The following is a 21,203-nucleotide window of genomic DNA, read 5'->3' on the forward strand; positions in this document are numbered from 1 at the left end:
ACGCCAAATTCGTGGCCATGTTCGTGCCCCATCGATCCGTCGAGGGGCGGCGCGCTTCGCGCTCTCTCGCTCCTCACCGATCAAGATCAACGGGGGCGCGATCTCCTGACGTCGGGCGCCGACTTTTTCTCGCGCGGTGCCTCGGTCCGACAGGATGGGGCCGGCCTGTCGGACAAAGCCGATCCGGGTGTCCGTCCGGTCGTCGTCGAGCGCACGACGACGGTCAGTGCCAGAGGGAGAGCCATGCCGAGTGGCACAGGACGGTCAGCGCGAGCGCGCCGTAGAAGCCGACGCCGAGGGTCGCGAACAGGATATTCCGATCCCGGCGGCACCGACTCAAGTGATCGTGGACGTGGTACATCTCGCATCTCGAAGGCTTGCTGCGATGGCAAGAAGATGCCGCCGATCGCATATAGATGCGAGATGATTCGAGGCGCGCGGATATAAGTATCTCGTTAGGAGCGTCTCGAATCGCGGGAGAGGATCGTTTCGATTCCGTCGCTCGGCGTGGTCCGCCCCCCAGGTCTCGGCCGTGGCTCGGATCACAGGGGCGATCCGACGAGGACCAGGAGGGGCGAGACGCGCCGGATGCGCGCGCCCATCGTGGCGGCGATGGCGTCGAGGGCCTCGTCGGTGTCGCGGGCGTCGAACGCCCCGGTCACGCGCCGCTCGCCGAGGCGGCGGTCGAGCAGGAGGATGCGGCCGTGGCGGTAGCGGCCGAGTTCGGTGAGCACGGTCGAGAGGGTCTGGCCGGCGAAGAGCAGCCGGCCGTCGCGCCAGGCCATGCTCCGCTCGACGTTCGCCGCTTCCGCGGTGAGCGAAGAATCCTCGCCGCGGTGGACGGCTTGCCCGGCGGAGACCAGGGCCCGGCGGCCCGCCTCCGCTACGTCGACGCGCCCTTCCGCGACGCCGACCGGGCTGTCGGTCCCGTCGGCGCGCACGAAGAAGCGGGTTCCGACCGCCCGCGCGCTCAAGGTCCCGGCCTCGACCGTGAAGGGCCGGCCCGCGTCCGGCACCACGTCGAAGCTCGCCTCGCCGCGCAGCAGCGCGATCCGGCGTTCCCCCGCGGTGAAGCGCAGAACCAGGGCGGTGTCGGTGTTGAGATCGACGCGGCTGCCGTCGGGCAGGGTCGCGTGGGCGATGTCGCCGACGCCGCTCCAGAGATCCGCCCGCCAGCGATCGACGAGGCCGTAGCGGTCGGCGAGCACGCCCGCGAGCAGGGCGGCGGCGGCGAGACCGGTCACGGCCCTGGGCCCCCTCCCGCGCCGCGTACCCGTCGTCGACTTGGACTTCTTGGGCTGCTTGGGCGCCTCGGGGCGGCGGTCGGGCAGCTCTCCGAGCCGGCGCCACAGGGCATCCATCTCGGCATGGGCCGCGGCATGGGCCGGATCGGCGGCAAGCCAGACGTCGAACGCGGCCCGATCCGCCTCGGTGGCGTCGGCGGAGGACAGGCGGGCGACCCAGCCCGCGGCTTCCTCAAGGACCGGGTCGTCGCTCTCGCCGCGCTCCGCGTCGGTCTGTTCGGTGCCGGCCACGCCGCTTCCCCCGGATCTCGCGCCCCATGTCCGGCGATGCGCTCTCCCGTCCTTGAGATCAACGAGGCGCCGATCTCCTGAGGTTGTGCCCTCAAAAATGTTCGAGCCGGCGGCGGCAGTGCAGCAGCGCCTTGATGATGTGCTTCTCGACCATGTTGCGCGAGACGCCGAGGCGAACCGCGATCTCCCCGTTCGCCAGACCCTCGAAGCGGCTCAGCAGGAACACCTCGCGGCAGCGCGGCGGCAAAGCGTCCACGGCCGCGGCGAGGCGCCTCAGCTCCTGCCGGGCGATCGCCTGCCGCTCGGGCAGGGCCATGCCGTCGACGATGTCCACGAGATCCGCCTCGCCCTCGTCCGCGAACAGCCGCCGCTCGAGCCGGTGGCGGTTGCGGGTGCGCAGCGCGACGTTGTGGGCGATCCGGAACAGGAGCGCCGTGGGATGCTCGACGCCGGTGCGCGACAGGGCCGAGAGCATGCGCAGGTAGGTCTCCTGCGTCGCGTCGGCGGCGTCGGTCGGGTTGCCGAGCATGCGCAGGAGGAAGCGCTGCAGCCGCAATCCCTCTCGCCGATGAAGAGCATCGACCGATACTCCGCCCATCTCCCAAGTCCTGTCGCTCACGGCCCCTCGCGCCTCTTCGTTGTCCTGAGGGTGAGGGCGTGATGAGGCAAGACGCGTGCTGGCATCCCGTCAGTTTAAACAGCTTCCAATCTGGGCCGTCATCGGAGGACAAATCTTTGGAATGCCAGAGAAAAACTGCGAAGCCTGGAGCAAGATGAGCTGGAATAATTAAAGTATCGGATTCAATTCATGCCGTTGTTGCGCGAAAGTAACAGCCGGCAGAGAGGTGCCCCGCGTGACCCGGGAGTCCGAGGCAGGAGGACGCGCCGGCCGCGCATGAACGGGGCGAACATGGCGGCCGGCGCGCTCGCGAACGGGAGCGACGAGGCTCGACCGCCGCGATCGGGGATCGCTTCCCTCAACGCCCGAACGGTCCGGCCGGCCCCGTCACATCGTGCGGCGCAGCGTCACGATGGTCTCGCGCAGCCAGCGCTGGCTCGGCACGGCATCGTTGGAGACGTGCCAGATCATCGAGATCGCGACGTCCGGCAGGTCGACCGGGGCGGGGCTCACCGTCAGCCCCATGCTGTCGGCGAAGAAGCGCGCCAGCCGCGAATGCATCGTGGCGATGACCGGGGCTTGGCGCACCACGAACGGCATCACCGAGAAGCGCGGCGAGGTCAGCGCGATGACGCGCTTGCGGCCGATCTTGGCGAGCGCGTCGTCCACCACGCCGTGGGCGCTCTCCACGAGGCTGGTGAGCAGGTGGGGGAAGCGCAGGTAGTCGTCGAGCGAGATCGGGGGCTCGAGGCCGACGAGGTCGGCGTTGAACAGGCAGAGATAGCTCTCCTTGTTCAGGATGCGCCGCTTGTGGTGCGTCTGCCCCTGTTCGAACACGCCGATGCCGAGATCGACCCGCCCGCTGTCGAGGTCGTCGAGGATGCGGTGGCGATCGACCGTGTGCAGCAGGAGCTTCACCCCCGGGGCCCGCGCCTGCAGATGCGCGATGAGGTTCGGCATCAGGAGCACCTCGGTCGAGTCCGGGATGCCCAGCGTGAAGGTGATGTCGGCCGTGTCCGGATCGAACGCGGCCGGCGGCGCGGTGATCCGCTGGATCTGCGCCAGCGCCGCCTGCATCGGCTCGATCAGGGCGAGCGCCCGCGGCGTCGGACGCATGCCGTCGGGCCCGCGGGTCAGCAATTCGTCCGAGAAGGTCGTGCGCAAGCGGCCCAGGGCGTGGCTCATCGCCGATTGGCTGATGCCGATCCGCCCCGCCGCCCGCGTCACGCTCCGCTCCGTCAGCAGCGCGTCGAGCGCCACGAGCAAATTCAGGTCGAGCCGAGCAAGATGCACGTGATCGATGCGCATTATGAAATCAGCCCATTTGATTCATGGCACCGACATCAGCACATTCCTCCTCACGAAGCGACGGGGAACCCGCCGCAGAAACGACGAAGAGGCTGAACCCGATGTCCAAGCAGATCATCTCGCGCGCCGCCGCCGGCCTGGCGCTGACCCTTCTCGCCACCGCCGCCGTCGCGGGCGAGCCGGCCGCCATCCACAACACCAAGACGGTCGGCGCGCTGACCCTGGAGACCCAGGGGCTGGCCACCGACACCGGCTCGGTGCACCGCCAGGGCGGCTACGCCCTCCCCGGCGCCGTCCAGTGGAAGGTCCCGGCCGCCGACGACCGCGTCAAGCAGGCCGCCGCCTTCTAAAACGCAGTCCGACGAAGCGGATGCCGCTTCGTCGGACTGCACATCCAAGCAAGGACTTGGCGCATCGTCCCGGATCTCGCATCCGGGACGATGCGCGATGTTGCCGATCGCGCACCCTCGGGTTGCGCAGGCCCAAGGCGGAGCGCGGCGCGAACAGGCCGCCCGCGAGCCCGGCCCACAGGCGCGCCGTCCCGCCGGAATCGCGGCGGGCGCTCCATCGCCCGCACGGTGCGGATCGCCTCGGTGAGCGAGGGGCGCCCGTGGAAGACCCGCGCGCGGGTCGCCTCGGCCTCGACGTGTGACGGTTCGATGACGGGCCGGCGGCGCCTCAGGAGGCAGCCGGCGAGGAGCGGGTGGGACCGGCCTTCCCCATGAGCCGCTTGCGCAGGTCGCCCAGCGGTCCCCAGAACAGCAGCAGCACGCCGAGGATCATCAGGGTCGAGACGAGGCCGTTCGAGAAGAACACCGAGAGGTCGCCGCCCGATCCGAGCAGGGCCTGCCGGAAGGCGTCCTCGGCCCGGTCGCCGAGGACCAGGGCGAGGACGAGGGGCGCCAGCGGATAGTCGAGCTTCTTGAACACGTAGCCGACGACGCCGAACACCAGCATCAGCCAGATGTCGAAGCGCGAGGATTCGACCGTGTAGGCGCCGATGGCGCAGACCACGAGGATGATCGGGGCGACCAGCGCGAAGGGGATGCGCATGATCGCGGCGAAGACCGGCACGGTGGCGAGCACGATCAGGAGCCCGGCGAGGTTGCCGAGATACATCGAGGCGATCAGGCCCCAGACGAATTCCTTCTTCTCGACGAACAGCATCGGGCCGGGCTGCAGGCCCCAGATCATCAGGCCGCCGAGCAGCACCGCGGCGGTGGCCGAGCCGGGGATGCCGAGCGCCAGCATCGGCAGCAGCGCCGAGGTGCCGGCGGCGTGCGCCGCGGTCTCGGGGGCGAGCACGCCCTCGATGTCGCCGCGCCCGAACTGCTCCGGCTGGCGCGAGAAGCGGCGGGCGAGCCCGTAGCCCATGAACGAGGCCGCGATCGCGCCGCCCGGCGTGACGCCCATCCACATGCCGACGATGGAGGAGCGGATCAGGGTCGCCCAGTAGCGCGGCAGCGAGGCCCAGGTACGCAGGACCACGCCGAGATCCATCGCGGCCTTCTTGCCCTTGAAATGCAGCCCCTCCTCGATGGTGAGCAGGATCTCGGAGACGCCGAACAGGCCGATCACCACGACGAGGAAGTCGAAGCCCTTCATCAGCTCGGGCGCGCCGAAGGTGAGGCGCAGGTCGCCCGAGATGGTGTCGAGGCCGACCGCCGCGAGCAGGAAGCCCAAGGCCAGCGAGACGATGATCTTGGCCTTGTTCTCCCGGCCCATGCCGATGAACGAGCAGAAGGTGAGGAAGAAGACGCCGAAGAACTCGGCCGGGCCGAAGCGCAGGGCGAACTTGGCGACCAGCGGCGCCACGAAGGTGATGAGCACCACGCCGGACAGCGCGCCGATGAACGAGGCCGTGAAGGCCGCCGTCAGCGCCTCGCCCGCCCGGCCCTGCTGGGCCAAGGGATAGCCGTCGAAGGTGGTCGCCACCGACCACGCCTCGCCGGGGATGTTGAACAGGATCGAGGTGATGGCGCCGCCGAACAGCGCCCCCCAGTAGATCGACGACAGCAGGATGATCGCCGAGGTCGGGTCCATGCCGAAGGTCAGCGGCAGCAGGATGGCGACGCCGTTCGGCCCGCCGAGGCCCGGCAGCACGCCGACCACGATGCCGAGCAGCACGCCCACCACCATGAACAGCACGTTGTGCCACGAGAGCGCGACCTGGAAGCCGAGCAGAAGCTGGTTGAGATCGTCCATGGGTGTCGCTCCGCCGTGTGCCGGTCAGTAGCCGAGGAGGGCTTCGATCGGTCCCTTCGGCAGGGGGACCCGGAACTGCTGCTCGAACACCCAGAAGGCGACGAGGGGCACGAGGACGACGCCGAGGGCGGTCTGCCACCAGCGGAACGAGCCGAGCATGATCATGAACACGGCCATGAACAGGGCCGAGGCGACGTAGATGCCGAGATAGGCGATGCCGAGCACGTAGAGGAACAGCGGCACGAACACCTGGGCGACGAGCCGGAGCTGGCCGTAGGTGACGAAGACGCTGTCCTCGCGCCGTAGCGCGCTGACCAGCGCGGCGACCGCGGCGACGGCCAGGATGACGGCGACGCGGGCCGGGAAGAAGCCGTTCTCCGGCCCGTTGTCCCAGCCCATGCCGCGCCCGTAGGAATCCCACAGGGCAAGCCCCGCGAGCCCCAGCAGCAGGAGCGCCACGACGATCTCGACGGCGCGGCGCGAGACGCCGCGCTCGGGCGTCAGAGGGGAGGCTTCGGTCATGGCGAGGTGTCCCGGGGCAAACGTCCGCGGGCGCCGCATTCCACGGCGCCGGATGGCGGCATCAGGTCTTCGTCGTCGCAATGCGCGGTCGCGACGGGGCGGCCTGCGCCCCGTCGCGGCAATCGCGCCGTCAGTTCGTCGCGATGAACCCGGCCTTGGTCATCAGTTCCTTGTGCTTCTGCTCGTCCTGCGTGAGGAAGTCGACGAAGCCCTGACCCGAGCGGAAGTCCGGCACCAGCGCGTTGCGCTCGAGATAGGCCTTCCAGTCCGGCGTCTCGGTGACCCGCTTGAACAGGTCGACGTAGAAGGCCTGCTGCTCCGGCGTGACCTTGCCGGGCATGAACATGCCGCGCAGCATCTGGTAGGTGACGTCCAGTCCCTGCGACTGGCAGGTCGGGATGTCGGACCACGCCTTATCGGCGGTGACCTTCTGGGTGTATTCCATGGGCTTGCCCGAGAAGGCGCAGAGCGGCTTGACCGCGCCGGAGCGCCAGTTGGACACCTCTTCCGCCGGGTTGTTCATGTTGGCGTCGATATGCCCGCCCGCGAGCTGCACCGAGGCCGGTCCGCCGCCCTGGTAAGGCACGTAGGTGATCTTCACGCCCGCCGCCTGCTCCATCGTCACGGAGATCAGGTGATCCTCCCGCTTCGAGCCGTTGCCGCCGGTCTTCAGCGGCGGGGTGGCGGTCTTGGCGGCCTCGATGAATTCCTTGGCGGTGTTGTAGGGCTTGGCGCTGTTGACCCACAGCACGAACACGTCCTGCGCCAGCATCGCCACCGGCGTGAAGTCCTTCCAGCTCACCGGCAGCTTGGTGGAGAGCGGCGTCATGTAGATGCCGCTCGACGTGGTGATGAGCTTGTGGGGGTCGCCGGCCGACTTCTGAATGTCGAGCATCGCCTCGCCGCCCGCAGCCGCCGGCTTGTTGACGATGATGATCGGCTGCTTGACGAGGTTGTTCTTCTGGATCGCGCCCTGGATCGTGCGCGCCATCTGGTCGGACGCGCCGCCGGGCGGGAACGGGACGATGATCTCGATCGGCTTCGTCGGCTCCCAGGCCTGCGCCGCGGCGACAGGCAGCAACAGGGACGCGATCGCGGCCCGCACGGCAGTTTTCATGGCGTTTCCTCCAGCGGTGCTCGTTGCGGCACGCGTTACTGTTATTTCTTCTCGAAGACCGACCTATCGCACTTGCAGCCCCGCGAGGAAACTCCTCGAGTGCGGCGTGCCTCGGCGGCCCGCCTCGTCGAGACGGGGCCGAGCCGTCGACAGGCCCCGGCCGGCGTTGCCAGGGCTCGTGTTTCCGGCCGTTTGAATTTTGTATTATATGGCGTGGGCATGCAAGCGGGCGGAACGATTTTTCACCGCCCACGTCGGGAGCGAGCCGACGGCGCCGATGGCGGCCCTCCGGTACGACATCGCGGCCAGGACGCAATTCCGGCGCGATCCCCCCGACGGCTCTGATCGGAGCGCTCCCGAAGCCCGGTCCGCCTCTCGGCATCCTATCCGCCCGAGACGCGCCGCGCGCGACGACCGGCATCAGAACACGAGGAAGTCGCCCGCACCGAGCGCGACCTTGTTGTCGAGCACGGCGAACTTCACCGCAAGGCCCTTCCCCGAGCCGTCCGCATCGTAGAACAGCTCGCCGGTGGTCTGCTTGTAGAGGATGCGGTCGGTGGCATCCGCCGTGCCCGCGCTGATGTTCTTGAACGCGCTCTCGGCGAGCTGCCCCGGCGCCAGAGCGGAAAAGACGCTCTTGGCCAGCCGCATCGTGTCCTCGGCCGCGAAGTCCGTGATGCGGTCGACGTTGGTCGAAGCGATCGCCGTCGAGAACACGAAGCTGTCCGCTCCGGCCCGGCCGGTCAGCACGTCGGCGCCGCCCTTGCCGTCGAGGACGTTCGCCCCGTTATAGCCCATCAGCTTCTGACCGAACTCGTTGCCGGTCAGGTTGAGCGCCCGGCTGCCGGTCGCCGCGGCGAGCTGGACCGCCTCGACCTCCTGACCGGCGGTCAGCACCCAGGAGGCGGCCGCGATCACGGTGTCGCTGCCGCCGCCCCTGGCCTCGATCACGAGGTCGCCGGCCTGATCGACGGCGTAGATGTCGTTGCCGCCGAACCCCTCCATGCGGTCCGCACCGCCCCGGCCGTCGAGGGCATTGGCCCCCGCATTGCCCTGGAGCGTCTGCGCGAACTCGTTGCCCGTCAGGTTGATCGAGGCCTTGCCGCTGCTGCCGAACGTCCGCAGCGTCTCGATCTCCTGTCCGACAGCCAGCGCGTAGCTCCCGCTCGCGAACACCGTATCCGTGCCGCCGCCCCTGGCTTCGATCACCCGATCGCCGGCGCTGTCGACGAGATACGCGTCATTGCCGCCCCGGCCGGTGAGGATGTCGGCGCCCCCGCCGCCGTCGAGGCGGTTTCCGCCCGCGTCGCCCCTGAGATCGTCCGCGTAATTCGATCCGACGAGGTTCTCGATCTCGGCCAGGAAATCCCCGGCCGCCTCGCCGCCGGCATTCGCGTTGGTCGCCAGGTCCACGACGACGCCCGCCGAACTCGACGCGTAGGAAGCCGTGTCCGCACCCGATCCGCCCGTCAGCGAATCGGCCCCGAGGCCGCCGATCAGGGTGTCGTCGCCGTCGCCGCCGAAGATGTTGTCGTCCCCTCTCAGGCCGAGCAACCGGTCGGCCCCCATCCCGCCAAGCATCTCGTCGTTGGCGAAGTCGTTTCCATAGAGGAGGTCGGCGTCGCCCGAGCCGTAGATCAGCCCGTCGCGCGGATCGACGATCTGCATGCGGATGGCGGTCCCGGAGGGATCGCCACCCGTCATGCTCGCATCGGTCCAGGTGACGGCGACCCGGCCGTCCTGCAGGGCCGTGACCGACGGCTTGTACTGGCTCTCGGCCATGGTCGTGTTGACGATGATCTCGCCGCCGATCTTCGCGCCCGACCCGTCGAAGGCCTGGAGGTGGATCGACGAGCCCGACGAATCCGGTCCCGTGGTCGGGAGGAAGATGTTGCTCTCGCTCCACGACACGACGAATCCGCCGCTGTTCGGCAGCCGGGTGACCGTCGGATCGCTGCCGTTGCTGGAGGAATTGGCGAAGACATCGTCGGTGATCGCCGTCGCGATGCCGCCGATCACCTGAAACAGGCGGGCGTGGATGCCGCCGCCGCTGCCCTGGTTGAACGCCGACCATGTCACGACGAACCGGCCGCGTGCGACGTAGGTGATATCGGGCGAATCGAGCAGATCGGCCGTCGGCGCACTGACCTGAAATTCCTGCCCGTTGGCGGCACCGTTGCCGATGATCATGCCCTTGATGCCGGTGAAGTCCTTCCAAACGACCGTGGCCAGGCCTCCCCCGAGGCTCGTCGCGACGGCGGGCTGGCTCTGCAGCCCGTCCCGCTTCGCGTTGACGACCAAGGTCGATCGGATGCTGCCGTCAGTGTTGTACAGAATGGCGGAGATGTCGCCCGCGTTCGATGCGGCGTCCTCCCAGACGACGATCGATTCGTAATCCTGATCGAACCGCGCCACGTCGGGATTGGACTCGTCGGCCGTCGAGGCGGCCGTGATCCGGCTCTTGAAGACGCCGTTGGCGCCGTACACGAAGGAGTAGATGTCCCGATCGCCCGGAGCCGAGGCATGTTCGGCGGAGACGATGAACCCGCCATCGGAGAGGGCGGCGATGCTCGGAACGCTGTCCCCGGTGGACGCCTGATCGATCAGCAACTCGCCGCCGACCCTATCGCCGGCCGTATTGAAGATCTGCCCCCTGACGGTCGCCTTCTCGTCGACGACGCTCTGCCACACGACGATGAAATTGCCGTTCTTCAGCACGGTCGTGACGGCATTGGATTGATTGCCGGCCGTCGTCCTATTGACGAGTTGCTCCGAGCCCCACTTTCGAGTCGGCATTTCTGGATCCTCATGGTGGGCCGTCGGCGCATTCGAGAATAACGAGTTCAATTCTACCGAGCAACGCGGGAAATCGATGGCCGGCGCACGGTGAGCGTCGATCTCACCCCAGGTCCTGCAGGTGGCGCGCGGCGATGATCGAGGCGGCGGTGCGGTTCTCGACGCCGAGCTTGGCGTAGATGCCTTCGAGATGCTTGGTGATCGTGCGCGGGCTTAAAGTCAGGATCTCGCCGATGTCGCGGTTCGACTTGCCGCGCGCGAGCCAGAACAGCACGTCGGCCTCGCGCGCGGTGATCGGAAGCCGCGTGCGTAAGAGTTCGATGCCGGCGGCGGTGGCGTCGCGGGAGAGGCGCAGCAGCACCTCGTTGCCGGTGCGTCCGACGAAGCTCACGGTGTGGGCCGCCCCCGACAGGTCGGTGAGGGTGAAGGGCGCGCCTTGCGTCCCGTCGAGGCAGCCGCGCAGCCACGCGCGGCCGGCGGCGGGGAGCCCGTAGGCGTCGTCGGCGCGCGGCGCGCAGGCGGCCAGCACCTGCGAGGCCTGCGGCGTCGCCCAAAGCACGGATCCGGCGGGATCGACCGCGAACAGGGTGCGGCCGGTGGTGTCGAGGGCCGCGCGCAGGCTCTGGGCCGCCCGCGCGCCCGCCACGTGGACGCGGATGCGCGCTAGGATCTCGTCCGGGGCGATCGGCTTCGTCACGTAGTCGACGCCGCCCGCCTCCAGCCCCTGGACGATGTGTTCGGTTTCCGACAGCCCGGTCATGAAGATGACCGGCACGGCGGCCACCGCGGGCTTGGCCTTGAGGCGGCGGCAGGTCTCGAACCCGTCCATGCCCGGCATCATCGCGTCGAGCAGGATGATGTCGGGGGTGATCTCGTCGACGAGCGCGAGCGCCGCCTCGCCCGCCACGGCGACGAGGACGGTGGCGCCCGAGCGCTCGATCGCCTCGGTGAGGAAGCTCAGCGTGTCGGGGGAATCGTCCACCACGAGGACGATGTCGCGCTGGCCGGGCGCCTCAGGCATCGCTGGCCTCCCGAGCCGGTTCTTTCGAGGGGGCGGCGGCTTCCTGAAGGACGCGCATGTAGGTCGGCAGGTCGAAGGCGGAGACGAGCGTTTGCAGGCGCTCCGCGAAGGGCGCGGAAGCGGGCTCGGTGCGGGCGATCTCGGCGAGCCGGGCCTCGATGGCGCGCACGTGGCCGATGCGGCCCAGGCGGAGCAGTTCGTTCAGGACCGGGAGGGCGGGGCGGGACGCGCCGTCACGCTCGCCGATCACCGGAAGGAGCGCCTCTCCTCCCCCCGAATCTCGGGCTTGCCCGAGATTCGCACCTTGCTGGCCCAGATCGGGCAGGCCCGATCTGGGTGGGGAGGAGGGAGGAGGTGGGGGTAGTTCAGGAGGGACCGCAGCAGTGCCTTCTGCACCACCCCCACCCCTGACCCCTCCCCGCAAGGAGGAGGGGAACGGCTCCGGCGCGGCAGGCGTCCCCTCGACCCAATCGAGGCCGAGCAGGCGGGTGACCTGATCCAGAAAGTCGCGCAGGTCGAACGGCTTGGCGATGATGGCGTCGTGGCGGGCGTCGATGCCGCGGGTCGGGCTGATCTCGTGGACGTTGGCCGACATCATGGCGATGCGCATCCCCGGCACGCGTTCGCGCAGGCGCTCGGCGACCGCCCAGCCGCTCAGGCCCGGCATGGCGATGTCGAGGAGGACGAGGTCGGGCGCGCGCCCGCCCGCATCGAACAGCGCGAGGCAGGCAGGCCCGTCGGGGGCCTCGGCGACCGCGATGCCCAGCGGCTCGAGGATGTCGCGCATCAGGGTGCGGTGGGCCGGATCGTCGTCGACCACGAGGACGCGGCGCTTGCGACCGGCATAGCGGCGCGGCGCGGTAGAGGGCACCGGCACCGTGGGGGACGTGGGAGCGGGGGCAGGGCGGGCCACGGTGGACAGCATCAGCCGAACCCGGAAGCGGGTGCCGCGCCCGACCTCGCTCTCCACCGTGATCTCGCCGCCCATCACCTGGGCGAGGAGCCCGGCGATGGTGAGCCCGAGGCCGGTGCCCGGCTGGCTGCGGGCGGCGGGGATCGAGCCGCGCTCGAACGGCTCGAAGATGCGGCTGAGATCGTCCGGACGGATGCCGAGGCCGGTGTCGCGGATGGTGAAGACGGTGACCTGGCTGCGATAGGTGACGTCGAGGCCGATCTCGCCGGACGGCGTGAACTTGATCGCGTTCGACAGGAGGTTGAGCAGGATCTGGCGCAGGCGCTTCTCGTCGGTCGCGACCACCGCCGGCAGGGTCTCGGGCCGGGTGAAGCGGAAGCGCAGGCCCGCGGTCTCCGCCTGGAGGCGGACCATGTCGACGATCTGGTCGAGGAAATCGGTGAACCGGATCTCGTTGCGGTGGACCTGGAGCCGCCCGGCCTCCATCCGCGAGATGTCGAGCAGGCCGTCGATCAGGCCCGACAGGTGCTGGGCGCTGCGGCGGATGACTTGGAGGCCGCGCCGCCGCTGCGCCGGAATCTCTGGATCGACCTCCAGGAGTTGGGCGTAGCCGAGCACGGCGTTCAAGGGCGTGCGCAGTTCGTGGCTGATGCCGACGACGTAGCGGCTTTTGGCGAGGTTGGCGGCTTCCGCCGTCTCCTTCGCCTCCTGCAGCTTGGCGTCGGTGATCTTGTGGGCGGCGATCTCGGCTTGGTAGAGCGCGGTCTGGCGCTCGGTCTCGGCCTGGGCGACGCGGCGGCTCTCCTGGGCGAGCACGAACAGCCACGCGACGATGCCGAGGATCAGCACGAGGATGAAGAACACGCTGGTGAGCGCGGCGCGCAGGGTCTCGCGGTGCTCCGGATGGCCGTTGCTCGCGCCCGCGTGGACGATGCCGAGGATCAGCCCGATCACGCCGACGAGGCAGAGCATCAGGGCGAGGTAGCGCCCGAGCGGCGCACCGATCCAGGCGGCGAGCGGCGCCGGCACGAAGCGCCCGAGGCTCGCCTGGGCCTGGGCGTCGAGGCGCCCGTGCGGCTTGCACAGGTCGCCGCAGCGGGCATCCAGCGAGCAGCACAGCGAGCAGATCGACCCGCCATAGGCGGGGCAATGCGCCATGTCCTCGCCCTCGAACGGCAATTCGCAGACGCGGCAGACGATCTCGCCCGTGGCCGGCACGGGCTCCGGGGTCCGTGCGATGTAGAAGCGCCCGCCCGTGCCCCAGGCGATCAGCGGGGCGGACGCGAAGGCGGCGGCGAGCGCCAGCAGCGGGGCGAAGGCGGCGGGCAGGCTCCCGAACACGCCGGCATAGGCGAGCCAGCCGAGCGCGAGGCCGAGCGCCATCGCCCCGGTGCCGACCGGGTTGACCGCGTAGAGATGGGCCCGCTTGAACTCGATGCCCGGCGGCGACAGCCCGAGCGGCTTGTTGACGGCCAGATCCGAGGCCAGCGCCCCGACCCAGGCCGAGACCACGACGGCGTAGAGGGGGAGCGTGCTCTCGATCGTCTTGTCGATGCCGAGTTCCATCAGCATCAGGGCGATGGCGACGTTGAAGACGAGCCAGACCACCCGGCCCGGATGGCTGTGGGTGAGGCGCGAGAAGAAGTTCGACCACGCGATCGAGCCGGCATAGGCGTTGGTCAGATTGATCTTGATCTGCGACAGCGCGACGAAGCCGGCCATCAGCAGCAGCGCGCCCTCCCGCGAGGGCGTGACGTAGCCGAAGGCGACGGCGTACATCCGGGTCGGCTCGGCGGCCTGCGGCGCCGGGATGCCGTGGCCGAGCGCCAGCACGGCGAGGAAGGCCCCGAGCAGGATCTTTACAAGGCCCGGTACGATCCAGCCCGCGCCGCCCGCCAGAACCGCTGTCCACCAGCGCCGATCGCCACGCCCTCGAGCCGGAGGGACGAACCGCAGAAAATCGACCTGCTCGCCGACCTGGGCGAGGAGCGCCAGCAGCACGCTGGTGGCCAGCCCGAAGCGGAGCGGATCGAACCCGGCCGCGGCGCCGTCCCCGAGGCCGGGAAAGGCCGCGAGCGTGCCGAGCGAGGCCGGGGCGTCCGGGCTCAAGGCGATGAAGACCAGCGGCAGGAGGTTCAGCACGAGCCAGACCGGCTGCGTCCAGATCTGGAAGCGGCTGATGAGGCGGATGCCGTAGACCACCAGCGGGATGACGATCCCGGCGCAGAGGATGTAGCCGAGCCAGAGCGGCAGGCCGAAGCAGAGCTGGAGCGCCAACGCCATGATGGCGGCTTCGATGGCCAGGAACAGGAAGGTGAAGCTCGCATAGATCAGCGAGGTCACCGTCGAGCCGAGATAGCCGAAGCCCGCGCCGCGGGTGAGGAGGTCCATGTCGACGCCGTGGCGGGCGGCGTAGACGGTGATCGGCGCGGCGGTGGCGAAGATCAGCGCGCCGACGAGGAGCACGGCGGCGAGCGTGTTGGTGAACCCCACCGCCAGCACCAGCGTGCCGCCGATCGCCTCCAGCGCCAGGAACGAGATCGAACCGAGGGCCGTCTGCGCGACGGCGAACGGGCTCCAGCGCCGCGCCTTCTTGGCGGTGAAGCGCAGGGCGTAGTCCTCCAGCGTCTCGTCGGCGACGAGACGGTTGTAGGCGCGCCGGATCGGGATGATGTGCTGACGGCCGTTCATCGTGACCGGTGCTGTCGGACCCATACGCAACCGCCCGACGCGCCCCGACCGGACACCCGCCTCGGCGTGAGGAGCATGATGCGCGCCGCGTCGCCACGCAGGCAAGGGCATGCAGGCACGGGCACGCAAGCAAGAGCCGTGCGCGCCGAGGACGCGCCGGAGACTTTCCATTCGAAGGACGGCCATCCTGGTCCTGTCCGCCCGCGCCGGCCATACGCAGAACAGCGTATATGCTGCGATGCAAAACACGGCCTAGCCTGCATCCCGTCGATCCGCGGCCATCCTAAGAGCCGCCGGACGCGCGATCACAGGGCTGGCAGAATGGCGAAGGACATTTCCGACACCGAGAACGGCCTGAGCTCGCCGCTGCGGCGCAAGCTCCTGATGGGCATGGCCGGCCTGCCGGCGCTGGCGCTGATGCCGCGGCCGTCGTTCGCCGCCGCGCCGACCTCGGCGGTCAACACCACGGGGCTCGCGGTCACCGACACCGAGGTGACGGTCGGCATCCTGCACTCGGCCACCGGCACGATGGCGATCTCCGAGACCGGCACGATCCAGGCGGAAAAGCTCGCCATCGCCCAGATCAACGAGATGGGCGGCGTGCTCGGCCGCAAGATCAAGGTGATCCAGGAGGACGGCGCCTCCGACTGGCCGACGTTTGCCGAGAAGGCCAAGAAGCTCCTCGTCAACGACCATTGCGCCGCGGTGATGGGCTGCTGGACCTCGGCCTCGCGCAAGGCCGCGCTGCCGGTGTTCGAGCAGTATAACGGGCTGCTCTACTACCCGACCTTCTACGAGGGCCTGGAGCAGTCCAAAAACGTGATCTACACCGGCCAGGAGGCGACGCAGCAGATCCTCGCCTCGCTTGACTGGGTCGCCAAGGAGAAGGGCGCCAAGACCTTCTTCATGATCGGCTCGGACTACATCTGGCCGCGCACCTCGAACAAGATCGCCCGCAAGCACATCGAGAACGTGCTGAAAGGGACGGTCGTCGGCGAGGAATACTACCCGCTCGGCCACACGCAGTTCAACTCGGTGATCAACAAGATCAAGCTCAAGAAGCCCGACGTGATCTTCGCCGACGTGGTCGGCGGCTCGAACGTGGCGTTCTACAAGCAGCTCAAGGCGGCGGGTATCGACCTCTCCAAGCAGACCCTGCTGACGATCTCGGTCACCGAGGACGAGATCGACGGCATCGGCGGCGACAACATCGCCGGCGCCTATTCCTGCATGAAGTACTTCCAGTCGCTCAAGAACCCGAACAACGAGAAGTTCGTCGCCGCCTTCAAGAAGATGTGGGGCGAGAAGACCGTGCTCGGCGACGTGACGCAGGCCGGCTATCTCGGTCCGTTCCTGTGGAAGATGGCGGTCGAGAAGGCCGGCTCCTTCGACGTCGACAAGGTGGTCGCGGCCTCGCCGGGCATCGAGTTCAAGGAGGCGCCGGAGGGCTACGTGAAGGTCCACGAGAACCATCACCTCTGGTCCAAGACCCGCGTCGCCAAGGCCCTGCCCACGGGCCAGTTCGAGGTGGTCTACGAAAGCCCCGAGCTGATCGAGCCGAACCCCTTCCCGAAGGGGTACCAGTAGCTCGACGCGCCCTCCTCCCCCTTGCGGGGAGGAGTTGGAGGTGGGGGTCGAGCCGGATGAGGCTCGGCGGTTCCTTCTGAACCACCCCCACCCCTAACCCCTCCCCGCAAGGGGGAGGGGAATGTCCGTGGCCCGCCTCTTGCTGCCTCCCAAAATCCTCCGCCGGAGACACCTCCCATGTTCGGCGAATACTCGCTCGCAGACCTCAGCTCGATCTTCGTGATGCAGGGCTTCGCGGGGCTGATCCTGTTCTCGGTCTACGTGCTGATGGCGCTCGGGCTGGCGATCATCTTCGGCCAGATGGGCGTCATCAACATGGCCCACGGCGAGTTCATGATCCTGGGGGCCTACGTCACCTACTTGTGCTCGACCTTCTTCCAGGAGCACCTGCCCGCACTCTTCTCCGCCTACTTCTTCATCGCCATGGCGCTGGCCTTCCTGGCCTCCGGCGCGCTCGGGATGCTCGTGGAATGGGCGCTGATCCGCCATCTCTACAAGCGCCCGCTCGACACGCTGCTGGCGACCTGGGGCCTGTCGCTGATCCTGCAGCAGGCCTACCGCTCGATCATCGGCCCGCGCGAGGTCGGCGTGGAGCTGCCCTCGTGGATGATGGGCTCGATCCCCGTCACCGATTCGATCGAGGTGCAGATCAACGGCCTGTTCGTGATCGCGGTCACCACCGTCATCACGCTCGGCGTCGCGCTCCTGATCTACCGCTCGCGCTTTGGCGCGCAGATCCGCGCGGTGATGAGCAACCGCTCCATGGCCGGAGCGGTCGGCATCGATACGGAAAAGGTCGACCGCTACACCTTCGGGCTCGGCTGCGGCATCGCCGGCATCGCCGGTTCGGCCTTCACCATGATCGGCTCCACCGGGCCGACCTCGGGCCAGCTCTACATCGTCGACACCTTCCTGATCGTGGTCTTCGGGGGCGCGGCCAGCCTGCTCGGCACCATCGCCTCGGCCTTCTCGATCTCGCAGACCCAATCGACCCTCGAATTCTTCCTCTCCGGCTCGATGGCCAAGGTGCTCACCCTGCTCGCGGTGGTGGGAATCCTGATGCTGCGGCCGCAGGGCCTGTTCACCCTCAAGGTCCGTCGCTGAGGAGCGCCCCCGATGACGAGCCCGATGCAAACCCTGTCCAAGGCGGTCACCGTCAACGACAACCCCTTCATGAAGCCGATCGAGTGGATCAGCCTCGCGCTGCTGGCCGGCTTCATCCTCGTGGTCCTGCCGCTCGTGCTCGACGGCTTCCGCCTCAACTTGGTCGGCAAGTACCTCACCTACGCCTTCGTCGCGCTCGGCCTCGTCATCTGCTGGGGCTATGCCGGCATCCTGTCGCTAGGCCAGGGCGTTTTCTTTGGCCTCGGCGGCTACTGCATGGCGATGTACCTGAAGCTTGAGGCTTCGAGCGTCGAGAACACGAAAATCCAGTCGACGCCGGGCATCCCGGACTTCATGGACTGGAACCAGATCACCTCGATCCCGTGGTTCTGGCAGCCGTTCCACTCGCTGCCGCTGACGCTCCTCCTCGTGGTCGCTGTGCCGGTGGCCTTCGCCTTCGTGATCTCGGTGGCGATGTTCAAGCGCCGCGTCGGCGGCACCTACTTCGCCATCATCACCCAGGCCATCGCCGCGATCCTGACGATCCTGATCGTCGGCCAGCAGGGCTATACCGGCGGCATCAACGGCATCACCGATCTGCGCACGCTGAACGGCTGGGACATCCGCACCGACAGCGCGAAGTTCATCCTCTACTTCGTCAACGGCGGGCTCCTCATCGGCTGCATCCTGATGGCGCAGTACGTCAAGAAGTCGAAGCTCGGGCGCATCCTCGTCGCCATGCGCGAGAAGGAGGACCGGGTCCGCTTCTCGGGCTACTCGGTGGCGGGCTTCAAGGTGTTCGCCTTCTGCCTCGCCGCCGCCTTCGCCGCGGTGGGCGGCGCGATGTTCACCCTGCAGGTCGGGTTCATGTCGCCCTCCTTCGTCGGCATCGTGCCGTCGATCGAGATGGTGATCTACGCCGCCGTCGGCGGGCGCCTGTCGCTGTTCGGCGCGGTCTGGGGGACGCTGCTCGTCAACTTCGCCAAGACCTCGTTCTCGGAAAGCTTCCCCGACCTGTGGCTGTTCGGTCTCGGCGCCCTGTTCATCGCCGTGGTGCTGGCCTTCCCCAACGGTCTCGCCGGCCTCTGGCGCGAGCATGTCGAGCCGCGCCTGTTCCGCAAGGCCAAGGGCCTGAAGCCGGTCGCCGTCCCCGTCCTGCCCCAGGGCGCCCCCGCCGAGTGAGGATCGAGACAACCATGAATGCGGCGATCCTCCCCTCCCTGCCGATCGGCACGCCCGCCGACGACAAGAACTTCCTGCTCGCGGTCGAGGGGCTCACCGTCTCCTTCGACGGCTTCAAGGCGGTCAACGACGTGTCGTTCTACGTCGATCCGGACGAGATCCGGGTCATCATCGGCCCCAACGGCGCCGGCAAGACCACGGTGCTCGACCTGATCTGCGGGCGCACCAAGGCCAGCTCCGGCTCGATCAAGTACAAGGGCCAGGAACTCACCAAGCTCTCCGAGAGTGCCATCGTCCAGGCGGGCGTGGGCCGCAAGTTCCAGACGCCGTCGATCTACGACGACCTGACGGTGTTCGAGAATCTCGAGATCTCGTTCCCCCGCGGCCGTTCGGTGTTCGGTGCGCTCACCTTCAAGCGCGACGCGGAAGTCCGCGACCGCATCCACGAGATCGCGCAGACCATCTTCCTCAAGGACCAGCTCGACGAGCGGGCCGAGTTCCTCAGCCACGGCCAGAAGCAATGGCTGGAGATCGGCATGCTGCTGATCCAGGACCCGGAACTGCTCATGCTCGACGAGCCGGTCGCCGGCATGAGCGTCGGCGAGCGCATCAAGACGGCGGAACTCCTCAACCAGATCATCAAGGGCCGCTCGGTGCTGGTGATCGAGCACGACATGAAGTTCGTCGAGGACATCGCCCACCGGGTCACGGTGCTGCACCAGGGCAAGGTGCTGTCGGAGGGCTCGATGGAGCGGGTCAAGACCGACCCGAAGGTCGTCGAAGTCTATCTCGGTCACTGAAGGCGCGCGAAACCATGCTTCAGACCGCCCCCCCAGCCAGTCCAAACGTCTCCCCCGTGCCGCCGGTCCTAGCCGGCGCCGCCCCGATGCTGGCGATCTCCGACCTTCATTCGGCCTACGGCCAGAGCGAGGTGCTGCACGGCATCGACATCAACGTCGCGCCGGGCGAGATCGTCGCCGTGATGGGCCGCAACGGCATGGGCAAGTCGACGCTCATGAAGACCCTGATGGGCATCGTGCCGACGAAGTCGGGCACGGTTCGGCTCGACGGCACCGACGTGACGGCGTTGAGGAGCCACCAGCGCGTCGCCGCCGGCCTCGCCTACGTGCCGCAGGGGCGAATGATCTTTTCCACCATGACGGTGCAGGAGAACATCGAGACGGGCCTCACCGTCACCAAATCGCGAAAAGTGCCGCAGGATCTCTACACGATGTTCCCGGTGCTGCTGGAGATGAAGGGCCGGCGCGGCGGCAACCTCTCGGGGGGGCAGCAGCAGCAGCTCGCCATCGCCCGGGCGCTCGCCTCGAACCCGAAGGTGCTCCTCCTCGACGAGCCGACCGAGGGCATCCAGCCCTCGATCATCCGCGAAATGGGCCGGACGCTGAAGAAGATCCGCGACGAGCGCGGACTCTCCATCGTCGTCTCGGAGCAGGTGCTGAGCTTCGCCATGGACGTCGCCGACCGGGTGCTCGTCATCGAGAACGGTTCGATCGTCCACGAGTCCCTGCGCGCCGACATCGACGAGGCGCAGGTCGCCCGCTTCCTGTCGGTCTGAGGGGATCGGAATGGCCGATTACGCCATCTTCGAACTCGGCGACGTCGTCCTGCAATCCCGGCAGACGATCCGCGGCGCGCAACTCGCCTACAAGACCTACGGCACGCTCAACGCGGCCAAAGACAACGTCATCGTCTACCCGACGTGGTATTCGGGCCAGCACTACGAGAACGAGTGGCTGATCGGGCCGGGGAAGGCACTCGACCCGGAGCAATACTTCATCATCGTGCCGAACATGTTCGGCAACGGCCTGTCCTCGTCGCCGAGCAACACCCCGGCCCCGTTCAACGGGCCACGCTTTCCCAAGGTCACCGCCTACGACAACGTGATGCAGCAGCACCGGCTGGTCACGGAGAAATTCGGCATCGAGCGGATCAAGCTCGTGACCGGCTGGTCGATGGGCGCGCTCCAGACCTTCCACTGGGGCGCCCTGTTTCCGGACATGGTCGAGCGCATCCTGCCGTTCCAGGGCTCGGCCAAGTGCTCGCGGCACAACTTCGTCTTCCTGGAGGGGGTGAAGGCCGCGCTCCAGGCGGATGCCGCCTTCGCCGACGGCTTCTACACCGCCCCGCCGCAGCGGGGCTTGCGCGCCGCCGCCCGGGTCTATGCCGGCTGGGGCCTGTCGCAGACTTTCTACCGGTCCGAGGGCGACCTGAGGCGGCTGGGCTACGCCTCGCTGGAGGACTTCCTCGTCGGCTTCTGGGAGGGCTGGCTGCTGGCCAAGGACGCCAACAACCTGCTCGCCATGCTCTGGACCTGGCAGAACGGCGACATTTCGAACAACCCGCTCTACGGCGGCGACTACGCGAAGGCGCTCGGCGCGATCAAGGCCAAGGCGATCGTGATGCCGGCCTCGACCGACCTGTATTTCCCCCCCGAGGACAGCGCCATCGAGGTCTCGCACATGCCGAACGCCGAACTGCGCATCGTCGAGACCGACTGGGGCCACTTCGCGGGCGGCCCCGGCACCTCGCCCGACGACATCGCCGTGCTCGACGCGGCCCTGAAGGAGCTGCTCGCGGCCTGA

The 21,203-nt window shown here is 68.3% G+C and carries 17 protein-coding genes; 7 read left to right on the forward strand and 10 right to left on the reverse strand.

Annotated features, from left to right (window positions below):
• Positions 1 to 223 precede the first annotated feature (223 nt).
• From HNR00_RS13930 to HNR00_RS13945, 4 genes are all read right to left on the reverse strand, one after another.
• Positions 224 to 361, reverse strand: a complete 138-nt coding sequence (locus HNR00_RS13930) for a hypothetical protein (RefSeq protein WP_183570262.1) — start codon at positions 359 to 361, stop codon at positions 224 to 226.
• 181 nt (positions 362 to 542) lie between these two features.
• Positions 543 to 1,535 carry a FecR family protein gene (locus tag HNR00_RS13935; RefSeq protein ID WP_183570264.1) on the reverse strand — a complete coding sequence of 331 codons (993 nt, stop codon included), beginning with the start codon at positions 1,533 to 1,535 and terminating at the stop codon, positions 543 to 545.
• 91 nt (positions 1,536 to 1,626) lie between these two features.
• Complete coding sequence (locus tag HNR00_RS13940) at positions 1,627 to 2,133, reverse strand: RNA polymerase sigma factor (RefSeq protein WP_183570266.1); 507 nt, start codon at positions 2,131 to 2,133, stop codon at positions 1,627 to 1,629.
• Positions 2,134 to 2,541: 408 nt separating this feature from the next.
• Entirely contained in the window at positions 2,542 to 3,462 is a 921-nt protein-coding gene (locus HNR00_RS13945) for a LysR family transcriptional regulator (protein ID WP_183570268.1), read from the reverse strand.
• Positions 3,463 to 3,563: 101 nt separating this feature from the next.
• Here HNR00_RS13945 and HNR00_RS13950 point away from each other — a divergent pair, with 101 nt between their 5' ends.
• Positions 3,564 to 3,812 (forward strand): hypothetical protein, encoded by a 249-nt coding sequence (locus HNR00_RS13950; RefSeq protein WP_183570270.1) that lies wholly within the window; start codon positions 3,564 to 3,566, stop codon positions 3,810 to 3,812.
• Positions 3,813 to 4,140: 328 nt separating this feature from the next.
• On the opposite strand, the gene HNR00_RS13955 is transcribed toward HNR00_RS13950, so the two are convergent.
• The 6 genes from HNR00_RS13955 to HNR00_RS13980 form a co-directional block, all read right to left on the reverse strand.
• Entirely contained in the window at positions 4,141 to 5,667 is a 1,527-nt protein-coding gene (locus HNR00_RS13955; RefSeq protein WP_183570272.1) for a tripartite tricarboxylate transporter permease, read from the reverse strand.
• 24 nt (positions 5,668 to 5,691) lie between these two features.
• Positions 5,692 to 6,189, reverse strand: coding sequence for a tripartite tricarboxylate transporter TctB family protein (locus HNR00_RS13960; RefSeq protein ID WP_183570274.1), 498 nt, complete (start codon positions 6,187 to 6,189; stop codon positions 5,692 to 5,694).
• 130 nt (positions 6,190 to 6,319) lie between these two features.
• Complete coding sequence (locus tag HNR00_RS13965; protein WP_183570276.1) at positions 6,320 to 7,306, reverse strand: Bug family tripartite tricarboxylate transporter substrate binding protein; 987 nt, start codon at positions 7,304 to 7,306, stop codon at positions 6,320 to 6,322.
• 420 nt (positions 7,307 to 7,726) lie between these two features.
• Entirely contained in the window at positions 7,727 to 10,102 is a 2,376-nt protein-coding gene (locus tag HNR00_RS13970) for a calcium-binding protein (RefSeq protein ID WP_183570278.1), read from the reverse strand.
• Positions 10,103 to 10,205: 103 nt separating this feature from the next.
• Positions 10,206 to 11,123 (reverse strand): response regulator transcription factor, encoded by a 918-nt coding sequence (locus HNR00_RS13975; protein WP_183570280.1) that lies wholly within the window; start codon positions 11,121 to 11,123, stop codon positions 10,206 to 10,208.
• Entirely contained in the window at positions 11,116 to 14,727 is a 3,612-nt protein-coding gene (locus tag HNR00_RS13980; RefSeq protein WP_183570417.1) for an ATP-binding protein, read from the reverse strand. The genes HNR00_RS13975 and HNR00_RS13980 overlap by 8 nt, the downstream gene beginning before the upstream one ends.
• A 321-nt stretch (positions 14,728 to 15,048) precedes the next feature.
• On the opposite strand from HNR00_RS13980, the gene urtA reads away from it, so the two are divergent.
• The 6 genes from urtA to HNR00_RS14010 all read left to right on the forward strand — a co-directional run bounded on the left by urtA (position 15,049) and on the right by HNR00_RS14010 (position 21,203).
• A complete protein-coding gene (gene urtA / locus HNR00_RS13985) occupies positions 15,049 to 16,314 on the forward strand; it encodes an urea ABC transporter substrate-binding protein (RefSeq protein WP_183570282.1) in 1,266 nt (421 codons plus the stop codon).
• Positions 16,315 to 16,491: 177 nt separating this feature from the next.
• Positions 16,492 to 17,418, forward strand: coding sequence for an urea ABC transporter permease subunit UrtB (gene urtB / locus HNR00_RS13990; protein WP_183570283.1), 927 nt, complete (start codon positions 16,492 to 16,494; stop codon positions 17,416 to 17,418).
• Positions 17,419 to 17,430: 12 nt separating this feature from the next.
• Positions 17,431 to 18,600 carry an urea ABC transporter permease subunit UrtC gene (gene urtC, locus HNR00_RS13995; RefSeq protein WP_183570285.1) on the forward strand — a complete coding sequence of 390 codons (1,170 nt, stop codon included), beginning with the start codon at positions 17,431 to 17,433 and terminating at the stop codon, positions 18,598 to 18,600.
• A 14-nt stretch (positions 18,601 to 18,614) separates the two neighbouring features.
• The gene (gene urtD / locus HNR00_RS14000) at positions 18,615 to 19,400 is read left to right on the forward strand and encodes an urea ABC transporter ATP-binding protein UrtD (RefSeq protein ID WP_183570287.1); all 786 of its coding nucleotides are present in this window, start codon (positions 18,615 to 18,617) and stop codon (positions 19,398 to 19,400) included.
• Between the two features lie 86 nt (positions 19,401 to 19,486).
• The gene (urtE, locus tag HNR00_RS14005; protein ID WP_183570419.1) at positions 19,487 to 20,176 is read left to right on the forward strand and encodes an urea ABC transporter ATP-binding subunit UrtE; all 690 of its coding nucleotides are present in this window, start codon (positions 19,487 to 19,489) and stop codon (positions 20,174 to 20,176) included.
• A 10-nt stretch (positions 20,177 to 20,186) separates the two neighbouring features.
• Positions 20,187 to 21,203, forward strand: coding sequence for an alpha/beta fold hydrolase (locus HNR00_RS14010; RefSeq protein ID WP_183570289.1), 1,017 nt, complete (start codon positions 20,187 to 20,189; stop codon positions 21,201 to 21,203).

This window comes from Methylorubrum rhodinum (assembly GCF_014199935.1).
GTDB lineage: Bacteria > Pseudomonadota > Alphaproteobacteria > Rhizobiales > Beijerinckiaceae > Methylobacterium > Methylobacterium rhodinum.

Excerpts from the sequence above, each read along its gene's own strand:
- HNR00_RS13970 (WP_183570278.1), bottom strand. The coding sequence starts at position 10,102 with ATGCCGACTCGAAAGTGGGGCTCGGAGCAACTCGTCAATAGGACGACG.
- urtD (WP_183570287.1), top strand. The coding sequence starts at position 18,615 with ATGAATGCGGCGATCCTCCCCTCCCTGCCGATCGGCACGCCCGCCGAC.
- HNR00_RS13960 (WP_183570274.1), bottom strand. The coding sequence starts at position 6,189 with ATGACCGAAGCCTCCCCTCTGACGCCCGAGCGCGGCGTCTCGCGCCGC.
- urtE (WP_183570419.1), top strand. The coding sequence starts at position 19,487 with ATGCTGGCGATCTCCGACCTTCATTCGGCCTACGGCCAGAGCGAGGTG.
- HNR00_RS13945 (WP_183570268.1), bottom strand. The coding sequence starts at position 3,462 with ATGCGCATCGATCACGTGCATCTTGCTCGGCTCGACCTGAATTTGCTC.
- HNR00_RS13955 (WP_183570272.1), bottom strand. The coding sequence starts at position 5,667 with ATGGACGATCTCAACCAGCTTCTGCTCGGCTTCCAGGTCGCGCTCTCG.
- HNR00_RS13950 (WP_183570270.1), top strand. The coding sequence starts at position 3,564 with ATGTCCAAGCAGATCATCTCGCGCGCCGCCGCCGGCCTGGCGCTGACC.
- urtB (WP_183570283.1), top strand. The coding sequence starts at position 16,492 with ATGTTCGGCGAATACTCGCTCGCAGACCTCAGCTCGATCTTCGTGATG.
- HNR00_RS13975 (WP_183570280.1), bottom strand. The coding sequence starts at position 11,123 with ATGCCTGAGGCGCCCGGCCAGCGCGACATCGTCCTCGTGGTGGACGAT.
- HNR00_RS14010 (WP_183570289.1), top strand. The coding sequence starts at position 20,187 with ATGGCCGATTACGCCATCTTCGAACTCGGCGACGTCGTCCTGCAATCC.
- urtA (WP_183570282.1), top strand. The coding sequence starts at position 15,049 with ATGGCGAAGGACATTTCCGACACCGAGAACGGCCTGAGCTCGCCGCTG.
- HNR00_RS13930 (WP_183570262.1), bottom strand. The coding sequence starts at position 361 with ATGTACCACGTCCACGATCACTTGAGTCGGTGCCGCCGGGATCGGAAT.
- HNR00_RS13965 (WP_183570276.1), bottom strand. The coding sequence starts at position 7,306 with ATGAAAACTGCCGTGCGGGCCGCGATCGCGTCCCTGTTGCTGCCTGTC.
- HNR00_RS13940 (WP_183570266.1), bottom strand. The coding sequence starts at position 2,133 with ATGGGCGGAGTATCGGTCGATGCTCTTCATCGGCGAGAGGGATTGCGG.
- HNR00_RS13980 (WP_183570417.1), bottom strand. The coding sequence starts at position 14,727 with ATGAACGGCCGTCAGCACATCATCCCGATCCGGCGCGCCTACAACCGT.
- urtC (WP_183570285.1), top strand. The coding sequence starts at position 17,431 with ATGACGAGCCCGATGCAAACCCTGTCCAAGGCGGTCACCGTCAACGAC.